Annotated in this window: 23 protein-coding genes, 2 pseudogenes and 1 riboswitch; of the genes and pseudogenes, 14 read left to right on the top strand and 11 right to left on the bottom strand. The window is 63.0% G+C overall.

What is annotated here, in order from left to right; all coding sequences use genetic code 11:
- Positions 1–55: 55 nt before the first annotated feature.
- Together RAE19_RS03285 and RAE19_RS03280 are read right to left on the bottom strand one after the other, a co-directional pair.
- Complete coding sequence (locus tag RAE19_RS03285) at positions 56–1201, bottom strand: carotenoid 1,2-hydratase (protein WP_313873574.1); 1146 nt, start codon at positions 1199–1201, stop codon at positions 56–58.
- A 21-nt stretch (positions 1202–1222) separates the two neighbouring features.
- Complete coding sequence (locus RAE19_RS03280) at positions 1223–2224, bottom strand: LysR substrate-binding domain-containing protein (RefSeq protein ID WP_313873573.1); 1002 nt, start codon at positions 2222–2224, stop codon at positions 1223–1225.
- A 126-nt stretch (positions 2225–2350) separates the two neighbouring features.
- Between RAE19_RS03280 and RAE19_RS03275 the strand changes: the two genes are divergently transcribed.
- Positions 2351–2821: a DUF2917 domain-containing protein gene (locus RAE19_RS03275; protein WP_313873572.1), complete on the top strand. Its 471-nt coding sequence runs from the start codon at positions 2351–2353 to the stop codon at positions 2819–2821.
- A 20-nt stretch (positions 2822–2841) separates the two neighbouring features.
- On the opposite strand, the gene RAE19_RS03270 is transcribed toward RAE19_RS03275, so the two are convergent.
- Complete coding sequence (locus RAE19_RS03270) at positions 2842–3864, bottom strand: LacI family DNA-binding transcriptional regulator (protein ID WP_313873571.1); 1023 nt, start codon at positions 3862–3864, stop codon at positions 2842–2844.
- A gap of 181 nt (positions 3865–4045) precedes the next feature.
- Here RAE19_RS03270 and RAE19_RS03265 point away from each other — a divergent pair, with 181 nt between their 5' ends.
- Genes RAE19_RS03265 through RAE19_RS03250 form a run of 4 tightly spaced genes read left to right on the top strand, consistent with a single transcriptional unit; the run spans position 4046 to position 7463 of the window.
- Entirely contained in the window at positions 4046–4552 is a 507-nt protein-coding gene (locus RAE19_RS03265; protein WP_313873570.1) for a gluconokinase, read from the top strand.
- On the top strand, positions 4549–5085 hold the full coding sequence (locus tag RAE19_RS03260) for a TRAP transporter small permease subunit (RefSeq protein ID WP_430962510.1): 537 nt from the start codon (positions 4549–4551) through the stop codon (positions 5083–5085). Before RAE19_RS03265 ends, RAE19_RS03260 begins: the two co-directional genes overlap by 4 nt.
- A 4-nt stretch (positions 5086–5089) precedes the next feature.
- Positions 5090–6382, top strand: a complete 1293-nt coding sequence (locus RAE19_RS03255) for a TRAP transporter large permease (protein WP_313873569.1) — start codon at positions 5090–5092, stop codon at positions 6380–6382.
- A 49-nt stretch (positions 6383–6431) separates the two neighbouring features.
- The gene (locus RAE19_RS03250) at positions 6432–7463 is read left to right on the top strand and encodes a TRAP transporter substrate-binding protein (RefSeq protein WP_313873568.1); all 1032 of its coding nucleotides are present in this window, start codon (positions 6432–6434) and stop codon (positions 7461–7463) included.
- Between the two features lie 75 nt (positions 7464–7538).
- Here the strand turns inward: RAE19_RS03250 and RAE19_RS03245 are convergent, their stop codons facing one another.
- Entirely contained in the window at positions 7539–10202 is a 2664-nt protein-coding gene (locus tag RAE19_RS03245; protein WP_313873567.1) for an FtsX-like permease family protein, read from the bottom strand.
- A gap of 84 nt (positions 10203–10286) precedes the next feature.
- On the opposite strand from RAE19_RS03245, the gene RAE19_RS03240 reads away from it, so the two are divergent.
- The 8 genes and pseudogenes from RAE19_RS03240 to RAE19_RS03205 all read left to right on the top strand — a co-directional run bounded on the left by RAE19_RS03240 (position 10287) and on the right by RAE19_RS03205 (position 16797).
- Complete coding sequence (locus RAE19_RS03240; RefSeq protein ID WP_313873566.1) at positions 10287–11399, top strand: saccharopine dehydrogenase family protein; 1113 nt, start codon at positions 10287–10289, stop codon at positions 11397–11399.
- Between the two features lie 4 nt (positions 11400–11403).
- On the top strand, positions 11404–11910 hold the full coding sequence (locus tag RAE19_RS03235) for an SRPBCC family protein (protein ID WP_313873565.1): 507 nt from the start codon (positions 11404–11406) through the stop codon (positions 11908–11910).
- A complete protein-coding gene (locus RAE19_RS03230) occupies positions 11897–12091 on the top strand; it encodes a hypothetical protein (RefSeq protein ID WP_313873564.1) in 195 nt (64 codons plus the stop codon). Before RAE19_RS03235 ends, RAE19_RS03230 begins: the two co-directional genes overlap by 14 nt.
- A 91-nt stretch (positions 12092–12182) precedes the next feature.
- Positions 12183–12483: pseudogene (locus RAE19_RS03225) on the top strand (DUF2269 family protein); the annotation flags it as partial.
- A 34-nt stretch (positions 12484–12517) separates the two neighbouring features.
- Positions 12518–12611, top strand: a riboswitch (TPP riboswitch).
- Positions 12612–12673: 62 nt separating this feature from the next.
- The gene (locus RAE19_RS03220; protein WP_313873563.1) at positions 12674–13705 is read left to right on the top strand and encodes a thiamine ABC transporter substrate-binding protein; all 1032 of its coding nucleotides are present in this window, start codon (positions 12674–12676) and stop codon (positions 13703–13705) included.
- A 16-nt stretch (positions 13706–13721) separates the two neighbouring features.
- Positions 13722–15305, top strand: coding sequence for an ABC transporter permease (locus RAE19_RS03215; RefSeq protein ID WP_313873562.1), 1584 nt, complete (start codon positions 13722–13724; stop codon positions 15303–15305).
- A complete protein-coding gene (locus RAE19_RS03210) occupies positions 15298–15957 on the top strand; it encodes an ABC transporter ATP-binding protein (RefSeq protein WP_313873561.1) in 660 nt (219 codons plus the stop codon). Before RAE19_RS03215 ends, RAE19_RS03210 begins: the two co-directional genes overlap by 8 nt.
- Positions 15958–16044: 87 nt before the next feature.
- On the top strand, positions 16045–16797 hold the full coding sequence (locus RAE19_RS03205; protein ID WP_313873560.1) for a PEP-CTERM sorting domain-containing protein: 753 nt from the start codon (positions 16045–16047) through the stop codon (positions 16795–16797).
- Positions 16798–16897: 100 nt separating this feature from the next.
- Here RAE19_RS03205 and RAE19_RS03200 read toward each other — a convergent pair whose 3' ends face one another.
- From RAE19_RS03200 to RAE19_RS03175, 6 genes and pseudogenes are all read right to left on the bottom strand, one after another.
- Positions 16898–17728: a hypothetical protein gene (locus tag RAE19_RS03200; protein ID WP_313873559.1), complete on the bottom strand. Its 831-nt coding sequence runs from the start codon at positions 17726–17728 to the stop codon at positions 16898–16900.
- A gap of 64 nt (positions 17729–17792) precedes the next feature.
- Entirely contained in the window at positions 17793–18449 is a 657-nt protein-coding gene (locus RAE19_RS03195) for an ABC transporter ATP-binding protein (RefSeq protein ID WP_313873558.1), read from the bottom strand.
- On the bottom strand, positions 18446–19420 hold the full coding sequence (miaA, locus tag RAE19_RS03190; protein ID WP_313873557.1) for a tRNA (adenosine(37)-N6)-dimethylallyltransferase MiaA: 975 nt from the start codon (positions 19418–19420) through the stop codon (positions 18446–18448). Before miaA ends, RAE19_RS03195 begins: the two co-directional genes overlap by 4 nt.
- Positions 19417–20690 (bottom strand): annotated as a pseudogene (locus RAE19_RS03185) (MATE family efflux transporter). Before RAE19_RS03185 ends, miaA begins: the two are co-directional and overlap by 4 nt.
- Before the next feature lie 284 nt (positions 20691–20974).
- Positions 20975–22150 (bottom strand): glycerophosphodiester phosphodiesterase, encoded by a 1176-nt coding sequence (locus RAE19_RS03180; protein WP_313873556.1) that lies wholly within the window; start codon positions 22148–22150, stop codon positions 20975–20977.
- Positions 22151–22221: 71 nt separating this feature from the next.
- Positions 22222–23115: a DMT family transporter gene (locus RAE19_RS03175; RefSeq protein WP_313873555.1), complete on the bottom strand. Its 894-nt coding sequence runs from the start codon at positions 23113–23115 to the stop codon at positions 22222–22224.
- Positions 23116–23196: 81 nt separating this feature from the next.
- Here RAE19_RS03175 and yegQ point away from each other — a divergent pair, with 81 nt between their 5' ends.
- Positions 23197–24600, top strand: coding sequence for a tRNA 5-hydroxyuridine modification protein YegQ (yegQ, locus tag RAE19_RS03170; RefSeq protein ID WP_313873554.1), 1404 nt, complete (start codon positions 23197–23199; stop codon positions 24598–24600).
- Between the two features lie 52 nt (positions 24601–24652).
- Here yegQ and RAE19_RS03165 read toward each other — a convergent pair whose 3' ends face one another.
- A complete protein-coding gene (locus RAE19_RS03165) occupies positions 24653–25396 on the bottom strand; it encodes a DNA alkylation repair protein (protein ID WP_313873553.1) in 744 nt (247 codons plus the stop codon).
- Between the last annotated feature and the right edge of the window lie 12 nt (positions 25397–25408).

Genomic DNA, 25408 nt, shown 5'->3' with positions numbered 1-25408 from the left:
GCGGTGGCGCTGGTAAATATTGCGCTAGTCGCTATTGTTTTCGTAGCAAATCACTTTAGATCTTGAGCGGGCTGGCGTAGCCGGTCATCTCCAGATAGCCGCGGCCCACCAGCTCTGCGCTGGTGTTCCACACTTCACACAGGCCTTCCCAGTAGATCGCGCCGGTCGAGCTGCGACTATCAAGCTCCTGGTCGTCCAGCAGGGCTTTGACCGTAAAGCTGCCCGCAGGTGTGCGCACCAGCCACTCTACGGGGTAGCTTGCGCGGCTGGCCGGGCTGGTCCAACGGCGCTGCGGGGTGAATGCAAGCTCGCCTTGTGCAAACACCCGGCGCACGCCTTGGCCACTGCGGTAGGAGCCGCCGTCCCACAGGGCCGTGTCTTGGGCTGTCCGCAGGCGAAAGGCGGTCAGCGCACCCCCATCCAGCATGTTGATACCGATCCAGTCCCAGCCTACGGCGTTCGGATGCAGCACCTCCTGGCTCCATTCGTGGTCCAGCCAGGCGGTGCTGCCGGTTGCCAAGGGGTACTTCTGATCCTTGAGCGTCACGCTGCCACGCACCTGCAGCTGGGGCACGCTGTAGTAGTAGCTGGCTTGCTGCACCTGCGGGCCTTTGCGGGACAGGCCATCCACCCCCTGCAGCAGTACCGGCTGGCTGGCCTGCAATTCCAAGTCCAGCACAAAGTCAGTCGCAAGGACCCGCGCCTGCAAATGCGGCCCCGACCGCTGCAAAAACCAGTCGCGGATAACTACCGCCGTGTCTTCGGTGCTGGCATGGGCCACATCGGCCGGGTTACTGCCTGCGGGCTCGCCCGACCAGCGGGCAATCCGCTGGTCGTGCCAGAGCTTGCGGCCCTGCACATCGGTGATGGCTGCATGGGCAAAGAGCAGGTGGCGCGCTGCCAGGCGGGATTGCATGCCCTGTGTGGCCTCCACCCGGCTGCGAAAAAAAGTCACTTGAAAGCCCAGCAAGCGGGAGGCCTCACCTCGGTCGCTTGGTACCCGCGCATAACCCGTCGCATACCACCACTCGGTTTTAAACGCGTTGTGCGAGCCCGCATCGCGCGGAAAGCGCAGGGTCGCCGGTGGCAATGCCTGTGCACCGGGCGGCAAGGACGCCAGCATTGGCGCCAGCAACATTTGCCGCCTGAGAGGGCTGAAGCGGCCGGGCACAGAGAGGGGAATACGGTTCGGGGCGGACATGCGGTGGGGGAGGGTACAGGTTTAGCGTGCAAGGGCTTGCGAGGCGGTGTGGGGGTCTTCGCCGGTGGCTTGCCGGGTGATGGCGGCCTGGGCCAACAGCCAGTCGCAAAACGCCTGGATCTCCGGCCGGCTGCTATTGCGGGCACCTACCAGCAGCCAATACACCATGGGGGTATCGATGCGCCCGCCGGGCAACACCTCCACCAGATCGCCGCTGGCCAGGCTGTCGGCCACCAGCGGCATGCGGGCCAGCGCAATACCCTGGCCGGTGAGTGCGGCCTGGGCAATTTGGTGGGCGTAGTTGAAGTACATCCAACGCTTGGGTTCCAGTCTCGGTTGTTGGTTCAACTCCAACCACCGCCGCCAAGTCAGCCACTCTATGTGCTGCACCCGGTGGGTATCGCTGGCTTCCAGCAAGGCGAATCGGGCCAGGTCCGCGGGCTTGCGCAAGGGCGCGCCGCTTTTGAGCAACCACGGGCTTGCCACGGGGGTGAGCTGTTCGCCGAACAGGCGCACCGCATCGGCTCGCACACTGCCGGGCTGGGTGTAGCGGATGGCCAGGTCCACATCGCTGGTGTCGAGGTCGACCGGGTTGTCGGTTGCATCAATCCGGATATCGATATCGGGGTACTCGGCCTGAAAGGCCTCCAACCGCGGAATCAGCCACATCGAGGCAAACGAGGCCCAGGTGGAAATCGCCACACTCTTGCGTCCCGCCGTGCGGCGGATCTGGCGCACCGCCGCATCAATCCGCTCCAGCGAGGGCATGGCCGCACGCAGCAGTTGTCCTCCAGCGCCGGTGAGCTCGACTGCACGGGTGTGCCGTAAAAACAGGGGCACGCCGACTTCTTCTTCGAGTGATTGGATCTGCCGGCTGACGGCGCTCTGGGTCAACGCCAGCTCCTCGGCAGCCGCCCGAAAATTGAGGTGCCGCGCTACCGCCTCCAAGGCACGCAAATGACCCATAGAGATCGGGCGGGTGCGCAAGCGTATTTCGGTATTCGGGGCGATGGCATCAGACATGGGGCAGCCTCATGGCAGGAGTGATTCATGCGGTATCGGAATGAATAGCATAGCCCGAAATCATTGGACGGTACAGCGGGCCGGGCGGATCATTCATGGGCCTGTTCACCCCCTAAGGAGTTTTTTATGCCATCCCGCGAGTCCGTGTCATCATCGCCCGCCCTGCAATCCTGGAAGTTGCCGCACGGCCATGCGGTCACCCTGAAGCCGCGCACCGCCGGTGTGCTGCAGGTAGTCAGCGGGCGGGCGTGGGCAACGCTGGATGTGGCGCGCCACACACCGCTGGCGGACGCGGGGGACCATTTCGTTGCCTTGGGGCACGATCTGCCGCTGCGCGCCGGGCAGCGGGTGGTGGTGGAGGCGTGGCCCTACCACGGGCAAGACAGCATCCGCCTGCAATGGGTGCCTTTGCCCGAGAGCGGCGCGGCCAGCCGCTGGCAAGCCACTGTGGTGGATCCAGCCCGCGACATCGGCGTTGGGCTGGCACTGGTGGCCCGCTCCATGTTGCGCCTGCTCGCCGGTTTGGCGGGTTTTGGCGACTACTTGGTGGCCGGCCGTGGCCGGGTGCTGCGGGGCTTGGAGTCCAACGCACCCTGAGGCATGGGGCCCCCAGCGGCTCAGGTGCTGTGGCGTATCTGCAGGGTGTAGCCCAGGTCGATAGCGCTGCTGTCAGATGGCTCGCCCTGCATCAGCCCCATCAACATGCGGGCTGCGGCATGGCCGATCTCGGCGCGCGGGGTGCGCACCGTGGTGAGCGGGGGCACCATCTGGTCGCTGCCCGTCAGGTCATTAAACCCGGCAATCGCAACCCGCTGCGGCACCGCTACACCGGTTCGCATCGCGGCCAGCAGTGCGCCTTGGGCCAAGTCGTCGTTGCAAAAAAAGATGGCATCCACCGGTGGTGTCTGCCCCATGATCTGCTCGAACATGCGGGCCCCCAGGGCCAGTGACGAGGGCGCCGGGTTAAGCCACTCCAGGACCTCGTCATACAGCCCTGCATCCACCAGCGCACTGCGCCAGCCTGCCAAACGCTGCAGGGTGCGCGGGTCGAGTTGCGCAGCGGCAAACGCAATCCGCCGGTAACCCTGCGCGATCAGGTGGCGCGCCATGTCCCGCCCCGCATCCCGCTGCGAAAAGCCCACACAGTGGGAGCCGGCGGGCGCGTCGGTGGTCATCAAGTGCACACACGGTACACCGCTTTGCGCAATCAGCAGCCGGGTGGCCTCGGTGCGCTCCAAGCCGGTCACCACCAGGCCCGCTGGGCGGTGGAGCAGCTGCTCGCGCAGCAGGGTTTCCTCTTCGCTGGGGTCGTAGTGGGTGATGCCGATCAAGGTTTGAAACCCCGCTTGTCGCAAGGTGTGTTGCAGCGCCTCCAGCAGGTCGACAAACAAGGCGTTCGACAACATCGGGATCAGCACCGCCACATGGCTGCTCTGCCCGGAAGCGAGCGCCCGCGCTGCAGGGTTGGGCACATACCCCAGCGTATCGGCTGCTGCACGCACCTTAGCCACCAGATCCGGCGCAACCGCCCGCTCACCCCGCAGCGCCCGCGACACGGTGATCGGGCTGACGCCTGCCAGTTGGGCAACATCGGACAGGGTCACACGACCAGTGGCCCGCGGGCGGAGGGGGGAGTTCATGAGCTAGGGAAACTACTGAATGGGTTTTTAAAATCTTCTCATAGGATAGCGCTATCCGACGACACGGGGTGAAGGTAGTTACCCGTATCGTCCAGAGCCGCCGGGTGCATTGCGTTGCACGATAGATGCGGCATTTTTTTGGTTTGAACTGGATAGCGCTATCCAAAAAATACAGAGTGATATGAATTCGATTGTCATCATGGGGGTCGCCGGTTGCGGCAAATCCAGCGTAGGGGCCCGGGTGGCCCAGGCCATGGCTTGGCCGCTGGTGGAGGGCGATGACCACCACAGCGAAGCCAACCGCCACAAAATGCAGTCCGGCATTGCGCTGACGGATGCCGACCGCCAGGGCTGGCTCGCGACCTTGGCCACGCAGATCTCCTTGCAGCCCCAGGGCGTGGTGGTGACCTGTAGCGCCCTCAAACGCAGCTACCGCGAGCGCCTGCGGCAGGCGAGCCCGGGCTTGCGCTTCGCCTTTTTGCAGATTTCACAAACCGAGGCCCAGGCCCGGGTGACCGCCCGTGCGGCCCAACATTTTTTCAACACCGCACTCGTGGACAACCAGTTCGCCACGCTGGAGTCGCCTGAGGGCGAAGCCGGGGTCTTGACGCTGGACGCCACCCGCTCGCTGGATGCCTTGCAGGCCGATATCTGCACGTGGCTGTTGCGCGCCAAGGAGCTTGCATGAGCCAGCACCCCGAAACTGCGGCCCCCGAGTCCACACTGCCTGCACTGCGCCCCAGCGCCTTTGCGCGCATCACCCAAGTGCTGATGGCCACTTGCCTCGGCGTGATGGCGCTCTCAGTGTTTGTCAACGTGGTGCTGCGCTATGGCTTTGGCAGCGGTGTGGCCGCCAGCGAAGAGCTGTCCCGCTTGCTGTTTGTCTGGATGGTGTTCATCGGCGCGGCAGCCGCTTACCCGGCAGGGGAGCACATGGCATTCACCAGTTTGGTGGCCATGCTGAAAGCGCATCCGGTACGCCTGGTCTTGGCCACTGCGTTCATTCGCGTGCTGGTTTTGTTGGCATGCTGCATGTTGGCCCACGGGGCCTGGCAGCAGATCGTGGTCGGGTTGGACAGCTATTCGGTGGTCTTGGGCTACCCGACGGCGTTGCTGCCGATGCCCGCATTTTTGTGTTCCTTGTCGATCGGTGCGATGGCATTGTGGGAATTGATTCAACGCACACCGCTCGACCTCGGTCATGCGGCAGAGGTGGAGTGAGGCCATGAGCAACGAAGCATTGGCGTTTGTGGTGTTCTCGGTCGGCATGCTGACCCTGATGGGCATTGGCATGAACATGGGCTTGGCACTGGTCCTGACCGGCGCCGGCATGGCCTGGGTGCTGGACTTCTGGGACACCCAGTTGCTCGCCCAGAACCTGGTGGCAGGGGTGGACAGCTTTCCGCTGCTGGCGGTGCCGTTTTTCATTCTGGCCGGTGAGCTGATGAACAGCGGGGGCATTAGCCGGCGCATCATCACCATGGCGCAGGCATGGGTAGGGCACATTCGCGGCGGGCTGGGCTTTGTGGCCATCGGTGCTGCAGTGCTCATGGCCAGCATGAGCGGGTCGGCGTTGGCAGACACCGCCGCTTTGGCCACTATTTTGATGCCCATGATGCGCCAGCAGGGCTACCCGATGCACACCTCGGCCGGCTTGATCGCCTCGGGCGGCATCATCGCGCCCATCATTCCGCCGAGCATGCCGTTTGTGATTTACGGCGTGACGACCAATACCTCCATATCGTCCTTGTTCCTCTCGGGCATCGTTCCGGGGCTGATCATGGGGGCCGGCTTGATCGTCGCCTGGAAGCTGGTGCTGCGCAACCTGGACCTGCCCGAGGGGCAGCCGCTGCCCCTGAGTGAGCGCTTGCACGCCACCCTCAAGGCCTTCTGGGCGCTGTTGATGCCGATCATCATCATCGGAGGCATGAAAACCGGCGTTTTCACGCCCACCGAAGCGGCGGTGGTGGCCGCGTTTTATGCCCTGGTGGTGGCGCTGTTCGTTCACCGCGAAATGCAGGTGTCGGCGGTGTACGGCGTGTTGGTGCGCGCTGCCAAAACCACCGCCATCGTCATGTTCTTGTGCGCCGGTGCCCAAGTGGCCAGCTACATGATCACGCTAGCCGATTTGCCCAGCGTGCTGACCGGATGGCTGGGGCCGCTGGTGGAGAGCCCGCGCTTGCTGATGCTGGTCATGATGTTGGTGCTGGTGCTGGTGGGCACTGCCTTGGACCTGACACCCACGATTCTGATTTTTGCGCCGGTGATGCTGCCGATTGCGGTGAAAGCCGGCATCGACCCCGTCTATTTCGGCTTGATGTTTGTGCTCAATGGCGCCATCGGCCTGATCACGCCGCCGGTGGGCACGGTGCTCAATGTGGTGGCCGGCGTCGGGCGCTTGCCGCTGCACCGGGTGATTCAGGGGGTGAATCCCTTTTTGATCACTTATGTGCTGATTCTGCTGCTCTTCGTGCTGTTCCCGCAGATCGTGACCGCACCGGTCGCGTGGATGCGCTGAGCCCAAACCTTTTTTCTTGTCACAACAACACCCACCCTGGAGACACACCATGAAAACATCCACCACCCTCATCCGTCGTGCCGTTCTGGCACTGGCTGGCGCCGCTGTGTTCAGCGCCGCGCTGCCCGCGCTTGCGCAAGACATCAAGCCCCGCCTGATCCGCTTCGGCTACGGGCTCAACGAGCAAAGCAACCAGGGCCGCGCTGCCAAGGTGTTTGCCGAGGCGGTTGAAAAAGCCTCGGGCGGCAAAATGAAAGTGCGCGCCATCGGTGCCGCAGCACTCGGCCCCGATACACAAATGCAGCAGTCTTTGATCGGCGGCGCGCAGGAAATGATGGTCGGCTCCACCGCCACCCTGGTCGGCATCACCAAAGAAATGGCATTGTGGGATGCGCCCTTTTTGATCAGCAACACCAAAGAGGCCGACGCCATGTTGGATGGCCCTGTGGGCGACAAAATCCGCAACAAATTGCAAGACAAAGGCCTGGTCGGGCTGGTGTACTGGGAAAACGGTTTCCGTAACCTGACCAATAGCAAGCGCGCGATCAACAAGGTCGAAGACTTGGAGGGCATCAAGCTGCGCGTGATGCAAAACAATGTGTACCTGAACAGCTTCAAGACCCTGGGCGCCAATGCCGTTCCCATGGCGTTTTCAGAGTTGTTCAGCGCGCTGGAAACCAACACCGTGGACGGGCAGGAGAACCCCTTCAACACCATTCTGTCGAGCAAGTTTTACGAAGTGCAGAAATACGTCACCGTGACCAACCACGTCTACGCGCCGTGGATTGTGTTGGTGAGCAAGAAATGGTGGGACCAGCTCTCCAAGGACGAGCAAAAAATCCTGAGCGACGCCGCCAAACTGAGCCGCGATTTTGAACGCAAAGACACCCGCGATGAAGCCGCCAAGGCAGTCGCCGACCTCAAGGCCAAGGGCATGCAGATCAACGAGTTGCCCCCCGCCGAGGCCGCACGCATGCGCGACAAGTTGACCCGGGTGTACGCCACTATCGGTGCTGATATCGGCATGGACTTGTGGAACGAAGCCCAAGCCGAGCTGGCCAAAATCCGCGGCAAAAAATAAGCGCTGCGGCGATATCGGGGCGATATCGGGGCGATATGGGAGCGGCTGGTCGGACACGCCTGCAAAGGCGCTAACTTACCAGTCCTCTTTGACAGCCATCACGGCATCCCGCCCCGCCGCCGCCCGCCCGGCCAGCCAGGCGGTAGCAGTGCCAGCCAGCACGACAGCCCCAGCCAGGGCCGCCAGCCGCGCCCAAGGCAGGGCCAGCTCCATGGTCCAGTGAAAGCTTTGCGGGTTGACCACGTGCACCAACACCACCGCGACTGCCAGGCCTAGCGCCACGCCCGCCAGCGCACCCATACTGGTCCAGGCGGCGCCCTCCAGGGCCACCACCCGCAATATCTGCTGCCGTGTCAGCCCCAGATGCACCAGCAGCCCGAACTCCTTGCGCCGCGCCAGCACCTGCGCACTGAAGCTGGCAGCCACCCCGAACAAGCCGATGCCGATGGCCACGGCCTGCAGCCAATAAGTCACCGCAAAGCTGCGGTCAAAAATCTTCAAACTGATGGTCCGGATCTCGCGGGCGGAGCTGAACTCCAGTAATTCACCGGCTTCGCCAGCCGGCGTGTTGGCCAGTTGGTCGGCCAGTGCACGCATGCGGGCCTGCAGTGCGCCGGCATCGGTGCCATCGTCGAGCCAGAACGCCATGTCGTTGACCCGTGTGTCTTGGCTCAGGCGGGCAAAGTCTGCCTGATCAAGGGTGATCGCCCCGGTTTGGCGGGCATAGTCCCGCCATATGCCTGCTACAAAAAAAGGAGCTACTCCCGCATTTCCCGCTTGGGCTACAGCCTTATTTGGCATAAAAGCACGCTGTAGGGCCGGAAACGGTTGCCCCAGCTGAGCGCCATACAGGTCCACCATGGCCTCGCTCACATAGATCGCAATATGACCGGCCGGCACTGTTCGCACATCGCCCACCAGCGGCAGATTCAGGTTGCCGCTTTGCGGGTCGCGCAAGGGGCGGGAGATCAGTGCAACCGGGGGCTGTGTGGCACTGAGCGACACGCTCAGCGTGCGCTGGGTGGTGGCGCGGGCCACGCCGGGCAGCGCGGCGGCTTGTGCCACAAAGGCCGGGTCCAGAAAGGCGGTTTCTGTGGCGCTGCCGCTGCCGGCGGTGCGCAGGTACAGGTCGGCGGGCAGCACCTGGTCCAGCCAATCCATCACTGAGCCGCGAAAGCTCGCCACCATCACCGTTAGAGCAACCGCCAGGCTGAGCGCGGCGACCACGCCACTCACGGCGACCGCTGCACTCTCCCGCACCCGCCGGGCGCGCTCCACCGCCAGCAAGGGCAGCAAGCGGCGCGCAAACATTGGCGCAATGCGGTCCAGCACCACGCCCACGGCGGCCGGCAGGCTCAAGATGCCGCCCAGCAGCAGGGCGGCCACGCTCAGGTAGGCTGCCAGCGGCATGTCCCACACCGGAGGCAGCAGCGCCAGTACGCCGCCTGCACCCATGAGGGCCAGGCCCCAGCGGGTGGCGTGGCTACGGGTGTGCGCATGGCCCAAGCCCTTAAGGGTTTGGGCGGGGGGGAGTTGTTGGGCCAACCGGGCCGGGCCCCAAGCCCCCAGGAGTGCCGCAGTGGTACCGAGGGCGCCAAAAATCACTGCGGCCACCGGGCTCCACTGCAGGGCGGGTGCTGCACCGCTGAAATAGCCTCCGCCCAAGTCACCCCCCAGCAGCCGCAAGGCCAAAGCTGCCAGGCCGGTGCCCAGTGCGAGGCCCAGGGCGCTACCCAAGACCCCCAGTGCGGCAGCCTCCAGCACCACCAAGCGCAGCCGCTGTGCGCCCGTGAGGCCCAGCACCGCCAGCAGGGCAAATTGCTGTGAGCGCCGGCTCACGCTGAGAGCCAGCACCGAATAGACCAAAAAGCCACCGGTGAACAGCGCCACCAGGGCCAGCACCGTCAGGTTCACCCGGTAGGCGCGCGACAGGTTGCTGATGCGGCTCACCGCGTCGCCGGGTTCGCGCAGACTCAGGCCCTGCGGCCAATCTGCAGCGTTTTGCAGACGCTGTTGCACCGCCTGGCGGTTGGCTCCGGCACGCAGCCTTAGGTCGAGGCGGCTGATGCGCTCACCCACCCCAAACAAGTCTTGCACCGCGGCAATGTCCATCACCGCCAGGGGGCCGCCCCCGGCAGCCACACTGCCGGCGACCCGCACGGTGCGTAGTTGCAAGCCCATTTGCAGCCGCACCGTGTTGCCCTGCAACTGTTGGCGCGCCATCGGGTTCAAAAACACGGTGTCAGGCGCGAAAAAAGCGAGCCGGTCCGGGGCAGCGCCGTCAGCATCGGTTGTATCGTCACTTGCCAGAGGCCGGGGCAGCAAATCCGGGGCCACCGCTGCTACTTGCAGGGTGTCGATGCCCACCACCCGCAGCAACACGCGTTTGCCCCCGGCATCGGCGGGCAGGGCGTAGGTGCTGAGTTCCAGGACTGGGGAGGCCAGCGCAACATCGGGGTCTTGTTGCAAGCGGCCCCACAGATCCAGCGGCACACCTTGTTGCGGGTTGGCCGGGCGCAGCTCCAGGTCGGGCTGCCCGCCCACTGAGCGCACCGCCTGCGAGAACTCGTCCAGCGCGGAGGCATTGATCAGGTGCACCGAAAACGCCAGCGCCACCCCCAGCATCACCGACACCACCGCCGCTGCATTGCGCCACGGGTGGTGGCGCAGCTCTTGCCACGAGAAAGTGCAAAGTAGGGGCCACAAAGGCCCAGCGGGGCGCCGGAAGTTCTGGAACATGGGGCGATTGTGCAATTTCACCGATACCGCAGGCTCTATAGTGGAGATCGGAAAGTTGCCAACGATGAATCAGAGGGAGCGGGCATGCGGGTCATGGTTTTGGGCGGGTACGGGAATTTCGGCGCACGTATTAGCCGGGCATTGGCGGGCTCACCCTCCATAGAGCTGCTGGTCGCCGGCAGGGACGGGCTCGCAGCACAGAATTTTGTGGAAACCATACCCGCACGGGACCGTGTCCGTGGTGTGGCAGTGGATATGCACAGTTCCGACTTCTCACGGGTCTTGGCCGATTTGAACGTTGAGTTGCTGATTCACACCGCAGGCCCCTTTCAGGGGCAGGACTACGCGGTGGCGCGTGCTTGTGGGCAAGCCGGCGCACATTACATCGATCTGGCGGACGGCCGTCGTTTTGTGTGCGATTTCGCACCGGCCTTGGACGCGGAATTCAAAGCGCTTGACCGCGTAGCCATCTGTGGCGCAAGCACAGTGCCAGCGTTGTCGTCAGCCGTGGTGAATGCACTCTGTGCCGGATGGCAAACTGTGGAGACCATCGACATTTGCATCGCGCCCGCCCAGACTGCTCCACGAGGCGTGGCCACCATGCGGGCGGTGCTCGGCTATTGTGGCGAAGCGATCCAGGTCTGGCGCAACGGACAGTGGCAGTCGCTCACCGGTTGGGGCGATCCGCAGCCTGTAGAGATACGCGGCTTGAAGGCTCGCCTTGGCTCGCCCTGTGATATCCCGGACCTGGAGCTATTTCCTTCGCACTACGCCGTGCGCAATCGTGTCGAATTCCGTGCGGCTGTAGAAGTGACCTTGGCGCAGAGAGTGTTTGCCGCCATGGCCTGGCTGCGTCGCCATCGGGCGTTCCCCAATCCTGCTGCTCTGGCCGGGGCCCTGAACGCGGGTGCAAAGTGTTTTGACCCCTTTGGCTCGGCGTTAGGTGGGATGGTCGTCCGGGTTTCCGGAAAGGGTGTGGATGGCAACTCCCTGAAACGCTCCTGGCACATTGCCGCGGACCATGACCATGGGCCGGAAATTCCTTGCATGGCCGCCATTCTGCTGGCCCGGAAACTGGCTTCAGGTCAGCGCTTCACGGCGGGGGCTTACCCTGCCATGGGCCTTGTGGCCTTGGAAGAATTCAGCCCTGAGTTTGCGAAATGGGGCATGGTGACTCAGGTCGTAGAGGAGCGTTGAGACCATGGCTCACGGCAAATTTGAATTTCAGATGCCCGCTCCGTCCGAAGTGGTGTTTGATGCATTCCATTACCACGCGTGGCGGCTACGCTGGGACTCTTTGGTCAAGAACACACGGGTTGAAGGTGGTGCGCCGTGCCCGTCGGTCGGGGCGGTTACGGTTAGCGGTGGCAAGGGCTGGATGCAAAGCTTATCCATGCACACCCGCTTTGTCAGCTACTCGCCACCCTCATTGGCGGCTGCGACCATGGTGGGGACCGCTTTTCCTTTTTCACGTTGGGCCGCTTCCATGCGCCACAGGGATAGTGGGGAGGGTCGCTCCATTCTTTTGTACACCTACACACTTCAAGCCGGGCCCGGGTTTCTGATGCGATGCATCGAACCTCTGATTGACGCCGTTTTCAGGTACCAGACGCGGAAGCGCTTTGCGCGCTTGCAGTCGTTTTTGGCCCAGCATGCTTCTGACGTTGAACAGTGGCAAGCCCAAGGGAGACGTGATGTCTCTTGCTGATCGGGATTTACTGCGCTATGGCTTGGTGTTGGTGTGGCTACTCACCGCAATTTGCAATGCGTGGGAGCTGGACGGGCAGAGCTACGCGTTGTTGCTTGCGGGCGGCATTGCGGATCCGCTTCTTGCCAATGTTCCGGTGTGGAGTGGCGCTGCGCTGGACCTGACTCTTGGCGTGCTCTAGTGGTGGAAACCGGGGCGCCGTGTCTTTTTTGTAGCACTTCTTGCCATGTTGCTCATGACAGTTGTCGCTACGCTCCTGACACCGACTGAACCACCGCAGCGGGGTCGTTGCGGCGCAGGCGGTGGTGACCCGATTGGTCGTGCGCGCCGGCTGGTGGCTTACCACGCCTGCAGCGATAGTTCAGCCCGCAACAGGGTTCGTGCTGGATGCCGGTGGTTGGTTTGCAGATCCGCATGGCGGCTCTGGCAAAAGATGCCCACGAGAATGGACATGCCTTGCAGGGGGTGCACTGGGACTATGACCGCCGTTGGGAAGCCTTGGGCTATCCGGCCTTTGCGGCCATGCTGGCCGTGTTCTATCTGATGGTCTACAAACCGGTTTTTTGGGGCTAGCGCATGCAGCCATGGACTGAAAGCCTACAATCACCGATTCCACCGGGGGTGTCCTTCACAGGACTGAGAAATACCCCATGTACCTGATCTGGGTTATGCCAGCGTAGGAAGCGTGCGAAGCCTGATCCCCCTTTGCGGGTGCCGGTTTTTGAATGCGACCCCCGCCGGCGCATTGAAAAGAGAGCACACCATGCCACACGGGATTTTTTCGTTTTTCAAGACCACTCTGGGCGCCGCCCTGCTGACTGCGGGCCTGACCGCCGCCAACGCCGCTGACCTGCGGGTTTTGACCCACAGCTCCTTCACTGTGCCCAAGCCCTTGTTGGCGCAGTTTGAAAAAGACAACGGCGTCAAGCTGCGCATCACCAAAGGCGGCGACGCCGGTGAAATGCTCAACAAGCTGATCCTGACCAAAGCCAACCCGATTGCTGATGTGGTCTACGGCATTGACAACGCGTTTGCCCCCAAGGCGCTGGCTGCCGGCGTGCTGGACACCAGCACAACTGCCGCCGCCGGGCGCAAACCCGCCGCTGAGTTGCCGGCCCCGCTGGTGCCGGTGGACTACGGTTATGTGACCCTGAACTACGACAAAGCCTGGTTCGCCAAAAACGGCGTGGCCGTGCCCAAAACGCTGGATGACCTGACCCAACCCGCCTACGCCAAATTGCTGGTCGTGCAAAACCCGGCCACCAGCAGCCCCGGCTATGCATTTTTGCTCTCCACCATCGGCGCCATGGGCGAGGACAAAGCGTTTGATTTTTGGGCCAAGTTGCGCGCCAACGGCCTGAAAGTGGCCAAGGGCTGGACCGAGGCCTACTACACCGAGTTCAGCCAGAACGGTGGCAAACACCCCATCGTGGTGAGCTACGCCACCAGCCCGGCGGCTGAAGTGTTCTACAGCAAGACCAAGTTGAGCGAGCCGCCGACAGCCTCCCTGAGCTTGCCGGGCGCTGTGTTCCGCCAGGTCGAAGGTGTTGCCTTGGTCAAGGGCGGCAAACAGCGCCCTGCGGCCGAAAAGTTTGTCGAGTTCATGCGGTCCCCGGCTGTGCAGACCGCGATGCAGACCGACATGTGGATGTACCCGGCCGAAGCCGGTGTCGCCAAGGCGGATGCCTTCCGCTTTGCGCCTGAGCCCACCGCGTTCAACGCACCGTCCGACGCAGACATTGCCGCCAAGGGCAGCGACTGGGTCGCCCGCTGGACCAAGGTGGTGTTGAAGTAAGCCTGCAGCGTCCGCTGTGGCGTTTGAGACCCCGCGCCTGAAACGGCCCCGCCCCTGGGCGTGGGACCGTTGGGCGCTGGCTGCTGTGCCGCTGCTGTTTTTGGCGGTGGTACTGGTAGCACCCGCCGTGCGCCTGATGGTGGAGGGCGGCAGTGCCGACCTGTGGGCCCCGTGGCAAGACCCGTATCTGCGCGGGCGACTGCTGTGGTCGCTGGCGCAAGCGGCAATGACCTGCGGTTTGGTGTTGCTGATTGGCCTGCCCATGGGTTGGGTACTGGCGCGGCTGGATTTCCCCGGGCGGAGCTTGTTGTTGCGCGGCTTGATGCTGCCCTTTGTGGTTCCCACCCTGGTCGCGGCCATGGGTGTGTTGGCCTTAATGGGGCCGCGTGGCTTACTCGCGCAGTGGGGCGGGCCGGATTTGCAGGGCACGCCGTGGCTGCTGCTGTTTGGCAATTTGTTTTTTAACCTGTGTGTGCTGGTGCGCGCTGCGGTGGATGCGCTTTCGCAGGTGAGCGCCGCCAGGGTGGCGGCCGCCCGCAGCTTGGGGGCCACGCCTTGGCGGGCCTTTTGGCGCGTGGAGTGGCCGGCGATTGCACCCTGGTTGGCCTCGGCCTTGTGCCTGGTGTTCTTGTATTGCTTTTCAGGTTTCGGACTGGCGCTGGTCTTGGGCGGGCAGGCCTATGCGACGGCGGAGGTCGAGATCTACACCCTGGTGGCCCATGAGCTGCAACTGGGGCAGGCCAGTGTGTTGTCTGTTTGGATGTTGTTGCTGACAGGCGCAGTTGCCCTAGGCTACGCGACGGTAGAGCGCCGTTTGGCTACCCCCGCCCGGGCGGATGGGGTGCTGCGCCGGCCCGCCCGGGGCGTTGTGCTGTGGAGTGCGGTCATGGCCACTGTCGGTGTTTGGGTGCTTATATGTGCTGCACCCCTTATAGCCATTGCGCATGGTGCTATGTTTTCAGGAGCATATGCCTGGGGTGTGCTGCGGGAGGACGACACCTTGCTGGCCCTCTACAACACCGTGCGGTTCTCGCTGTTGGCATTGGTGCTGGCGACTGTGCTGGGTGTTGCCCACGCCCTAGCGGCCCGCCGGGTGCTATGGCTGCGCACCTTGGTGTTTCTGCCGTTTATTGTGTCGCCGGTGATGGTGGCGTTTGGCCTGTTGTTGTTGTACCCCGAGGCCAGCGGGAGTTTCGGTGTGTTGGTGGCGGCCTACGCTTTGCTGGCGTATCCCTTCGTGGCCAAAAGTGTGGCCTCGCGCTTGGATAGCTTGCCCGCCCACTACCTGGAGGCCGCCCGCAGCCTGGGCGCCAGCCCGTGGCGCTGTTTCTGGCGGGTCACGCTCCCCTTGTTGGCGCCGGCTTTGCGCCGGGGCATGGCCTTTGCGGCTGCCACCGCTGTGGGCGAGTTTGCCGTGAGCTTGTTTTTATCGCGCCCTGAGTGGGCCACACTTACCACTTTGATTTATCAGCACCTGGGCAAGCCCGGTGCGGTGAACCTGGGTGCTGCGCAGGTGCTCGCCTGCGTGCTGATGGGGCTGGCACTGTTGGCTTTTGTGTTGATTGAATGGCCCGGTAAGGAAGGTGACGCGCGTGCTTGAGTTGCAATCGATCGTGAAGGAGTGGCAGCCCCCTCAAGGAGTGGCCCGGCCTTTGCTGCGCGGGGTTTCTGTCAGCGTGGCTGCGGGCGAGACGGTCGCCTTGCTCGGCTCCAGCGGCAGCGGCAAGAGCACCCTGCTGCGGATTGCGGCGGGCCTGGAGGCGGCGGATGCCGGCAGCGTCCGCATGGATGGTCAAGACATCACCGCGCTGCCACCGGAGCGCCGAGGCTTTGCCTTGATGTTCCAGGACTTTGCACTGTTCCCACACCTGAATGTGCAAGACAACGTGGCCTTCGGCCTGGTGGAGCAGCGGGTGCCCCGCAAAGCGGCCCGGGACCAGGCGGTAGCGATGCTGGCCCGGTTCGGTTTGTCGGCTTACACCCATTCCAAGGTGTGGCAACTCTCGGGCGGGGAGCAGCAGCGGGTGGCGCTGGCCCGGGCCTTGATCACGCGTCCGCGTGCCTTGTTGCTCGATGAGCCTTTTTCCGCTTTGGACGCCGACCTGCGCCTGCAACTACGCGCCGAATTCAAGGCCCATATTGCCGAGCACCGCATGGCCACGCTTTGGGTGACCCACGATGAAGCCGAGGCCCGTGCGGTGGCGGTGCGGGGTTACCGGCTGCAAGATGGTGTTTTTTGCCCGATTTGGTGAAAAAAGTCCGTGCAACAGTCCATTCGGCTCATCGAAAAAATAGCGCAGAACCGGTAACCTCTCGTCACATTTGAAAAGGTCTTCACCATGTTCATTCCCAACCTGAAGCGCGTCGCGGTAGTTGCCGGTCTTGCCATGGCTGCTCTGTCAGCGCAAGCAACCGTGTCGCCAGCGAATACGTTCGACACTATTTACGGCGCCAATTTCACCAATTTGAGCAGCACCTACAACACCACTTTCCTGGGTGGCACAGTGGCCAGCTTTGCGGCTAAAAACAACGGTGCGACTGCGCGTTTTAGCTTCAAGCCGGGACAAGACGGCTTTTTGGGCGTAGGGGTGTCTCCGAGCCACGGAAATGGCCGTACCCCTGGTGAAATCGACATCGGTGAAACCATTACCGGTTCTTTCTCCCGCGGTGTGCTGGTCAAAAACTTCAGCGTCGGCCTCTTGTTCAATGGCCCCGAGTACCACGATGTGCAAGAGAAAGCCATTGTCTCGGTCTTGTATGCCGACCACACCACCGCCAATTTCAGCTTGATTGCCACCGGCAACACCGTGGCACTGTGGAATGGCTCCAGCACGCAAGTGACCAATTTGAGCCCAGCGACGGTGAATAAAGGTGGCGCTTGGTCGGTGGCCAACCCCTTTGGCAACAAGTTGGTGAGCCAAGTGACTTTTGGTGCGGCTATGGGTGCTCGTGTCGATGGCAAAGGTACTAACCAGTCGGACTACACCTTGTTGAGCATCACGGCTGCGGTTCCCGAGCCGGAAACCTATGCGATGTTGCTGGCCGGTTTGCTCGCGATTGGTGCAGCAGCGCGTCGCAAGAAATCCTCCTGATTCGCTCCGGCCAACAAAAAACCACCGCTTGCGGTGGTTTTTTTGGTCTGTACTTGGAGGTGCTGTGAGGTGCTGACCCTGGCGGGCCCTTCATTGACGATTAACGGACCAGGGGCATCACACTGCCTTTGAGTACGAACGGGGGATAGATCGCGCTGAACTTTTTGTACAGGTAATCGCCGCGGGTTTCCCGCTGAATGGCGGTCCTCAAGTATTTCAAGGTTCCGGCCGGCATCGAGGTGCGGGAGAGGTAGATACCGCTCTCGCCCCAGGGCATGTCGTCCATGGGCTCAACGCGCATCGTGTCGAGCATGTCTTTCATGCGCTCGTCATCCATCAGCGCGCCATACAGCGTGATCGGGGCCATGAGGGTGACATCGTTCGGATTGCTGCGGAGCCAACGGGCGACGCCTATCGGGTCTGGCTCCAGTACCAGCCGGCCTTCTGCTTCCATGGAGTCGAGGAACTCTAAATACTCGGGGCTGAAGTTGAAGCCGCGCACAGCCACCAACCTGACGCTGATTTGCTTGAGTAGTTCGGGAATGTTCGTAAACGCCTTTCTTTCCGCGCTGCCGAAAGAAATGATGGTGGCGCGATTGCGCACCATGGGGATGAAAATACCGGAGGCGTCGCGCTCGGGTGATCGTGTGGCAGCGAGCATTACATCCGCTTGGCCCACCTCAAACAAGCGTTCCTGTCGGGCCCGTGGTACGGGGCTGAATACAAAGGTGCACTTGCTTTTGCTGGAAATGGCGTCGAGCAGGTCTTTGTAAATTCCGCCGACCCGTTCGCCATTGACTGTGAGGCTCTGGCCGGTCGGTGACACGGGGACTTGCAGCTTGCGCTCGCAGGCTGCCATGGCCACGGTGCTTGCCATGAAGCCGAGGGCAACCAGCAGCGAGCTACGAATCCTGGGGGTGGGCAAATTCACAGAGGTGCGTCTGGCGACGTAGGGCAATTTGTAACAAGCAGTCTAGCGCAGGCGCCCGGGTTTGTCAGCCGTGGGGGTGGCGAATCCCATCGTGGTGCAGGTGCAAAACCCGGTCTGCATGCTCGGTGGCCGCCAATGAGTGTGTGACCAGCACCAGGGCGCTGCCGTGTTGGCGGCACTGGGTGACCAGGGCCTGCATGACTTTGGCCGCGGTAGCGGGATCCAGGTTGCCGGTGGGCTCATCGGCCAGAATCAATGCGGGTTGGTGCACTAGCGCGCGGGCGATGGCCACCCGTTGCAATTGCCCGCCGCTGAGCTGTTGGGGCAAACGCGCGCCCAGCTCGCCTAGCCCGACCGCGTCCAGCAAGGCCTGCACCCGTTCGGGTTCCTGACGACCGAGCAGCATCAGCGGCAAAGCCACGTTTTGCGCGACATCCAGATGTGGCAGCACATGGAAGGCCTGGAACACAAAGCCCACCTTGTCCCGCCGGAGCAGGGCCCGTTGGTCGTCATTCAGTCGCCCCAGGTCTTGCCCGGCGAGGTGCACGGTGCCGTGGTCCCAGCTGTCGAGCCCGGCCATGCAGTTCAGCAGGGTGGATTTGCCAACCCCGGACTCACCCACAATGGCCACAAACTCGCCGGGTGCGACATCCAGGTTCACATGGGCAAACACCGGGGTGCTCCCGTAGTGTTTGCCGACATCGCGCAGTTGCAAGGTCATGGTTTTGCCCGCTGTTGAAGGGTAGTGCGCACGGCGTGCAGCAAGGTCTCTTGGGCGCCGGATTGGTCGCAGGCGATGACTTGGCGGCGCGGCATGGAGCGCAGCCAGGTGATTTGCCGCTTGGCGAGTTGGCGGGTGGCGAATATGCCTTTGTCACGCAGCTCTGCCATGGGGGAGACGCCGGTCAGTGCCTCCCAAGCCTGGCGGTAGCCTACACAGCGCATGCTGGGCAGGTCGGGGTGCAGGTCGCCGCGTGCCATGAGTGTTTTGACCTCGTCCAGAAAGCCGCCTTGCAGCATCAGGTCAAACCGCTGGGCAATCCGGCCGTGCAACCAGGTGCGGTCGGCGGGTTCTAAGGAAAAAAGGGTGCTAGCGCCCGTAATGTCTGCGCGAGCTGCTTCTTTTTTGATAGCGTCTTGCTGGGCGTGAAAGTACGACAAGGGTTGCCCCGATACCCGGTAGACCTCCAGCGCACGCTGGATGCGTTGGCTGTCGGCCGGTGCCAGCCGGGCAGCGGTGACCGGGTCCACGGCGGCCAGTTGGGCGTGCATGGCCGGCCAGCCCAAGGCAGCGGCTTCGGCCTCCAGGGCGGCGCGGATCTCGGGGCTGGCCGCGGGCATGTCATCAAGCCCGTCAAACAAGGCCTTGAAGTACAGCATGGTGCCGCCCACCAGCAGGGGCAGCTTGCCACGGGCGCTGATGTCGGTGATCAGCGTCTTGGCGTCTTTCACGAACTCGGCAGCGCTGTAGGTGTGCAGCGGGTCGCGGATGTTGATCAGGTGGTGCGGCACCGCGGCCAGCTCATGGGCCTCGGGTTTGGCAGTGCCGATGTCCATCCCCTGATAGACCAGGGCCGAATCCACGCTGATGATCTCTGCCGGGTGCTCTGCAGCAATCGCCAGCGCGGCGGCGGTTTTGCCGGCTGCGGTGGGGCCGGCCAGGCACAGGTAGAAGGGTAAAGGGTTGCTCATGCTTGGGCCCCTGTTAGCAGGCGCGCACGGGTGACCTGGCGCAGCAGGATCAGCAGCCCGACGGCGGCCACCGTCAAGCCCACTACCAGTGCAATCCAGAAACCCTGCGCACCCATGCCCTGGGCCGGCCGCCATGGCAGCCACTCCGGGGCCAAGCCCAGCACGCAACCCAGCGGCAGCGAGAAGCCCCAAAACGCCGTCAGGTGAATCACCATGGGGCTGCGGGTGACCTTGTAGCCACGGATGGCGCTGCTGATGACCACTTGGGCCGAGTCCGACAACTGGAACACCGCCGCCAAAAACAGCAGCTGCGCAGCCACTGCCGCCACTGCGGCATCGTTGGTGTAAAGCCAAGCAATCTGGTGCGCCCCGGCGGCCATGCCGATGGCAGAGACCACGCCGAAAGCAAACCCGGCTTTCACACCCACCCAAGCTCTGAAGCGCGCGGCCACCGGGTCGCCGGCCCAAGGCTCTGCCCCACCCGGGTGAGCAGGGCAATGCCCATGCTCAGGGGAATCATGAACACCAGCGAGGTGAAGTTGAGTGCAATCTGGTGGGCGGCCACTTCGCGGCTGCCGAAGCCTGCAATCAACAAGGCAATCAGCCCGAAAGCACTGGTTTCTGCGAAATAGGTCACCCCGATCGGAAAGCCCAGCTTCCACAGCGCCAACAGCTTGGCGGGGTGCGGACCCTCCCATTCGGCAAACGGCCAAGTGCTGCGGTAGGCCGGTGCGAGGCGCATCCACAGCAGCAACCCGCCGAAGTTGAACCACACGCACAGCAAGGTCGCCCAGGCACACCCCAGACCGCCCAGCCGCGGGAAGGGGCCCACGCCAAACACCAGCAGCCAGTTCACCACGATGTTGAGTAGCAGCGCCGCCACCGACATCACCATCAGCGGTTTGGTCTGATTCAGGCTGGCGCTGTATCCGTACAGCACCCGGTAGCAGGCAAAGGCCGGAAGGGCAAAGCTGATGATCAGCACAAAGCCGGTGGCGACTTCGTGCACATGGGGTTCGATGTCCATGTGGTCAAACACCCGGGTAGACAACTGGGCCAGCACCATGGCCACGAGGCCCACGCCCAGAGCCTTCCACATGCCCTGGCGCACTAGGTGGGGGACTTGGGTGAACTCGCGGGCGCCTACATGGTGGGCGACCATGGGGGCCACCGACATCATCAACCCCATAAGGGTAATGATGATGATGTTCCAGATCGACACCCCGAGCGAAATGCCCGCCAGGTCGTGCGCCGAGGCGTGACCGGCCATGGCCACATCGACCACCGACATGCCCACGTTGGCAAGCTGGCCGATCAGGATGGGCCATGCCAACGCCCACAGGGCGGCCAGTTCAGTGCGGGTGTTGGTGCGGGGAAGGGCCGAAGGTGGCGGAAGGGGGCTTGCAGCGGGAGCGGTCATGTAGCGCCCATTTTACGGGGCACCCCCTATTGATCGGTGACCTGCAAGAGTGGCCCTGCAGTGCGCTCGACCCGCGTGCGGTACCGCCAAAAAAAACAGCGCCGAAGCGCTGTCTTTGTAGTGGCCGGGGCCTTTTATTGGCTGTCGCGGGCGGCAACGGCGGTGTCAGGGAAGTCGCTGAACAATCCATCCACACCCAGGGCGTAGAAGCGCTTGTATTCGGCCTTGGGGTCGCCCTTGTAGTCAGACAGCAAGCCGGGGGCTTCGCTGAGGAAGGTATAGGCGTGCACAAATAGGCCGGCAGCGTGGGCGTTTTTCACCACGTCGGTCGGGGGCAGTGCCACGCGGTCGTTGTCGGTGATCTTGCCGTCGCCGTTCAGGTCACGCGGCTTGCCGTCAGCTCCCAGCACGTGGGCGGCGCTGGCCAGGTAGGGCTTCCAGGGGCCGATGCCGTCGGCATAGGTTTTGACTTCTGCCAGGCCTTTGGGGGTCAGCAGGTCGGGGAAGGTGCGGCTGTCTTTGGCCACGGCAAAGTCATAAGGCTTGTCGAAGGGGGCGACGAGGGTTACGTTGCCTTTGGAGTCGACGTCGTCCGCATCCACCAGTTGCACCAGGCGAACCTGGGTGAGCTTGCGCAGGGCTTTGAGGTTGGAGACTTCAAACGACTGGATGATGACCGGAGAGTCCTTTTTGGTGTATCCGTATTCGGCCAGCAGGGCCAGCAAGCGTGGCTCGATGGGCAGGCCGGCGTCCACGTGGTAGGTGGGGTGCTTGGTTTCGGGGTACACGCCGATGGTGCGGCCGGTGCGGGCGGACTCAGATTTGGCGAGGTCCAGAATTTCGCGGAAAGTGGGGATCTGGAATTGGCCGTCAAAAGACTTGTCGCGCGCAGCGTTGGGCTGCTTGGCGCGCAGGGTGCGTAGCTCGGCCAAGGTGAAGTCGGTGGCAAACCAGCCGGTCTCGTTCACACCGTCCACCTTGCGGGTGGTCTTGCGGCTGGCGAACTCGGGGCGGGCCGACACATCGGTAGTGGCGGTGATGTTGGGTTCGTGGCGGGCGATCAGTTCACCGTCTTTGGTGACCACCAAATCGGGCTCAATGAAATCGGCACCCATCTCGACGGCTTTCTTGTAGGCGGCGAGGGTGTGCTCGGGCAAATAGCCGCTGGCGCCGCGGTGGCCGATGACCAATGGCTTGGCGCCATTCAGGGTGGGGTAGCCTGAGCTTTGCATGCTTGTGGTGGCACAGGCGGCGAGCAAGGTTGCGATCGAAACAGCCACGGCAGTCGATGCAAAACGGATGGTTTTCATTTAAGTCCCCAGTTGTGAAAATGACCAACGCGGGATCATGGTGTGGCCGGATGACTGTTGCGTGACACGGGTCAGGGCTTGGCGTCTATGAGATCCCACCAGCGCTGCAAGGGGTTGAAGCCGGTAATCAGCGCGCTGGCCAGTAGCACCAGGCTTCCACCCAGTACGAGGCCAGGGCCCAGCTGCTCGCCCAGAAATACGTGGCCCCACAACACCCCGAACACCGGCACCATAAAAATCGGACTCATGGCCGCGACGGGTGTGACGTGCCGCAGGATGCGCAAATGCGCCCAATAGGCCAAGCCCGAGGTCACGATGCCCATGGCTGCCACGGCCGCAAGTGCCGTCCAGCTGAATCGGGCCGAGGGCAGGCTGTAAGCGGCCCCCGGCAGTACCATCAAGAACGACATCGCGTGAATGCCGGCTGCAATTTGCACCGGTTGTAACTGGCCCACCGCCCGCTTGGTGATAGGGGCCGACAAGCCATAGCAGGCCGAGGCCGCCACGCAGGCCAAAACCGCCATCACCACTTTGAAAGAGGGCTCCACCGGCCCCAGGCTCACGATGAGGGCCACGCCGGCGAAGCCGCACGCACAGCCCAGCAGCTTTTTGAAGGTGATGGTGTCTTCCCCCATGCGGGCTGACGCAAACATGCCAAAGATCACGGCGGTCGAGTTGAGCAGCGCGCTGTAGCCCGCAGGAAGCTGCAGCCCGGCCCACGCGAACAATAAAAATGGCATGGCTACTGACAGGGCCCCGATGACTACCAGGGTGCGCCACTGGCGCCAAGCCCAGCTCTGGCCCAAGACACGCATCAACACGGCCAGGGTCAGGGTTGCCAGGGTCACCCGCAAAAAGGCCAGCACGTTGGGCCCGAACACCGGGCTGGCAATGCGGATGAACAAAAAGGACGCGCCCCACAAAGCGGAGAGTCCGACAAGTTGAATGAAATAAGTGGCTCGCATGGGTGCAAGGATTGTGGATCTGTTGATGTGGGTCAAATGCGCTGTCTGTGACACCTCGCCCTTGGCCGAGATAATTTCTGCATGACGCTTGCTGCCCCTGTATCCCCCCATCATCGCACCCCTGAACTGCTGGCCCCTGCGGGCTCGCTGGCCATGCTACAAACCGCTCTCGCCTTCGGTGCAACTGCGGTGTACGCTGGTCAGCCGCGCTACAGCTTGCGGGTTCGCAACAACGACTTCGGCAGCCTCGATGTGCTGCGCGCGGGCATTGAGCACACGCACGCGCAGGGCAAGAAGTTTTATCTGGTGTCCAACATCTTCCCGCATGGCAACAAGACGCAGAGCTATGTGAAGAACATGCAGTCGGTGATAGCCCTGAAGCCGGACGCGATGATCATGTCGGACCCCGGCCTCATCATGCTGGCGCGCGAGGCCTGGCCGGAGATGGAGATTCACCTCTCGGTGCAAGCCAACACGGTGAATGCTGCGGCGGTGAAGTTCTGGAGCAAGGTGGGCATTAGCCGTGTGATCCTCTCGCGCGAGTTGTCGTTGGACCAGGTGGCGCAGATCCGCCAGGACTGCCCGGACACCGAGCTGGAGGTGTTTGTGCATGGCGCACTGTGCATTGCCTATTCGGGCCGCTGCTTGCTGTCAGGCTACTTCAACCACCGCGATGCCAACCAAGGCAGCTGCACCAACTCGTGTCGCTGGGACTACAAAACGCACACCGCCCAGGTGGATGCGAGTGGCGATGTGCTGAGCCCTCAGCGCAGCGGCCACGAATGCGGACAGGGCAGCACGGTCCCTGCCGAGGCCCATCAAAGCATTGCTTACTTGCTCGAAGAAAGCCAACGCCCTGGCCAGTACATGCCCATCGAGGAAGACGAGCATGGTACCTATGTGATGAACTCCAAGGACCTGCGCGCCATCGAGCATGTGCAGCGCCTGGTGGAAATCGGAGTGGACTCACTCAAGATTGAAGGCCGCACCAAGAGCCCGTATTACGTGGCCCGCACTGCGCAGGCCTACCGTGCCGCGATTGATGACGCCGTGGCCGGCCGCGCACTCAACCCCGAGCTGCTGGGCCAGTTAGAGGGCCTGGCCAACCGTGGCTACACCAGCGGTTTCTTCCAGCGCCACACGCCTGATGCCACCCAGAACTACCTGCGCGGCTACTCCGAGAGCGGGCGCAGCCTGTATGTGGGTGATGTGCTCGCGTTTGATGCCACGCGGGGGCTGGCGCAGGTAAATGTGCGCAACAAGTTTGCAGTGGGTGACCGGCTGGAAATCATCCACCCTGCGGGTAATGTCGATGCCACGCTGACCCGCATGGAAAACGCGGAGGGAGTTGCGATGGATGTGGCCCCCGGAAGTGGACACACGGTGTGGGTGGATTTACCGCAGGCCGCGGTGGGCGCGTTTGTGGCGCGCTACGTGCAGACCGAAAATTTGGTTGAATCTGATCAGCCGGTTGCTATGGTTTGAGGAGCTACTTGCGCAGGCAGTGTCTGGGCTAAAGGCTGATTTGGCTTAAAAATCAGGTGTTGAATCGCCCCTGCAGCAGGGCCTGTCGGGTTGCGGTATCGAACTTCTCAATCGCGTAGCGCAGCGTGGTGCGGGGCAGGGCGGCGTAGTGCGTCTGCAGAAACGCCAGCAAACGAGCCTCGTCGCGCTTACCCACCTCGCGCAGCATCCAGCCGCAAGCCTTGTGCATCAGGTCGTGCGGGTCTGCGAGCAGTTGGGCGTAGAGCTTGAGCGCGTCGTCGAAGTCGCCCGCGCGGATGAAGGCAAAGGTGCTCAGTACGGCAATACGCCGGTCCCACAGTACAGGGGAGTTTGCGAGTTCCCAGAGGATGCTCCGGTCGCGTTTCAGCAAATATGGGCCGCTGATATAGGGCGCCGAGCCGTCCACCAGGTTCCAGTTGTTGATGCGGTTACGGTGTGCCATGAAGCACTCAAACACGGCAACTTGTACATCGGGTTTGCCTTTTGCAAAGCGCCGCACCATCACCTCCAGCGACAGCACGCGCACCTCGTTATAGGGCGACTGCAGCAGGGCTGCGCAGTCAGCTAGCGTGAGGGTGTTGAACTGCCGCGCGGTGGTGCGAATGACCGGCACGCGGATGCCCAGGAACAAATCACCCTCACCGTATTGGCCCGGCCCGCTTTGGAAGTAGCGTGCCGCAGTGGCGGCTTTGCCGGCGTCGGCCAGGGCGAATAAGGCAGTTTCGGCGGCGCGGGCTTCAGGGCCCAAACCGCGGATGTTCTGCGGTGCGGCCATCAGCATGCCCGC

Source organism: Rhodoferax potami (genome assembly GCF_032193805.1).
Classification (GTDB): domain Bacteria; phylum Pseudomonadota; class Gammaproteobacteria; order Burkholderiales; family Burkholderiaceae_C; genus Allorhodoferax; species Allorhodoferax potami_A.
Note: the sequence above shows the minus strand (reverse complement) of the source record. Positions and strands in the feature narration are given on the sequence as shown.

What these genes read in the sequence shown, in the direction of transcription:
- RAE19_RS03285 (WP_313873574.1), bottom strand. Translation starts at nt 1,201, where the DNA reads ATGTCCGCCCCGAACCGTATTCCCCTCTCTGTGCCCGGCCGCTTCAGC.
- RAE19_RS03280 (WP_313873573.1), bottom strand. Translation starts at nt 2,224, where the DNA reads ATGTCTGATGCCATCGCCCCGAATACCGAAATACGCTTGCGCACCCGC.
- RAE19_RS03275 (WP_313873572.1), top strand. Translation starts at nt 2,351, where the DNA reads ATGCCATCCCGCGAGTCCGTGTCATCATCGCCCGCCCTGCAATCCTGG.
- RAE19_RS03270 (WP_313873571.1), bottom strand. Translation starts at nt 3,864, where the DNA reads ATGAACTCCCCCCTCCGCCCGCGGGCCACTGGTCGTGTGACCCTGTCC.
- RAE19_RS03265 (WP_313873570.1), top strand. Translation starts at nt 4,046, where the DNA reads ATGAATTCGATTGTCATCATGGGGGTCGCCGGTTGCGGCAAATCCAGC.
- RAE19_RS03260 (WP_430962510.1), top strand. Translation starts at nt 4,549, where the DNA reads ATGAGCCAGCACCCCGAAACTGCGGCCCCCGAGTCCACACTGCCTGCA.
- RAE19_RS03255 (WP_313873569.1), top strand. Translation starts at nt 5,090, where the DNA reads ATGAGCAACGAAGCATTGGCGTTTGTGGTGTTCTCGGTCGGCATGCTG.
- RAE19_RS03250 (WP_313873568.1), top strand. Translation starts at nt 6,432, where the DNA reads ATGAAAACATCCACCACCCTCATCCGTCGTGCCGTTCTGGCACTGGCT.
- RAE19_RS03245 (WP_313873567.1), bottom strand. Translation starts at nt 10,202, where the DNA reads ATGTTCCAGAACTTCCGGCGCCCCGCTGGGCCTTTGTGGCCCCTACTT.
- RAE19_RS03240 (WP_313873566.1), top strand. Translation starts at nt 10,287, where the DNA reads ATGCGGGTCATGGTTTTGGGCGGGTACGGGAATTTCGGCGCACGTATT.
- RAE19_RS03235 (WP_313873565.1), top strand. Translation starts at nt 11,404, where the DNA reads ATGGCTCACGGCAAATTTGAATTTCAGATGCCCGCTCCGTCCGAAGTG.
- RAE19_RS03230 (WP_313873564.1), top strand. Translation starts at nt 11,897, where the DNA reads ATGTCTCTTGCTGATCGGGATTTACTGCGCTATGGCTTGGTGTTGGTG.
- RAE19_RS03220 (WP_313873563.1), top strand. Translation starts at nt 12,674, where the DNA reads ATGCCACACGGGATTTTTTCGTTTTTCAAGACCACTCTGGGCGCCGCC.
- RAE19_RS03205 (WP_313873560.1), top strand. Translation starts at nt 16,045, where the DNA reads ATGTTCATTCCCAACCTGAAGCGCGTCGCGGTAGTTGCCGGTCTTGCC.
- RAE19_RS03195 (WP_313873558.1), bottom strand. Translation starts at nt 18,449, where the DNA reads ATGACCTTGCAACTGCGCGATGTCGGCAAACACTACGGGAGCACCCCG.
- miaA (WP_313873557.1), bottom strand. Translation starts at nt 19,420, where the DNA reads ATGAGCAACCCTTTACCCTTCTACCTGTGCCTGGCCGGCCCCACCGCA.
- RAE19_RS03180 (WP_313873556.1), bottom strand. Translation starts at nt 22,150, where the DNA reads ATGAAAACCATCCGTTTTGCATCGACTGCCGTGGCTGTTTCGATCGCA.
- RAE19_RS03175 (WP_313873555.1), bottom strand. Translation starts at nt 23,115, where the DNA reads ATGCGAGCCACTTATTTCATTCAACTTGTCGGACTCTCCGCTTTGTGG.
- yegQ (WP_313873554.1), top strand. Translation starts at nt 23,197, where the DNA reads ATGACGCTTGCTGCCCCTGTATCCCCCCATCATCGCACCCCTGAACTG.
- RAE19_RS03165 (WP_313873553.1), bottom strand. Translation starts at nt 25,396, where the DNA reads ATGGCCGCACCGCAGAACATCCGCGGTTTGGGCCCTGAAGCCCGCGCC.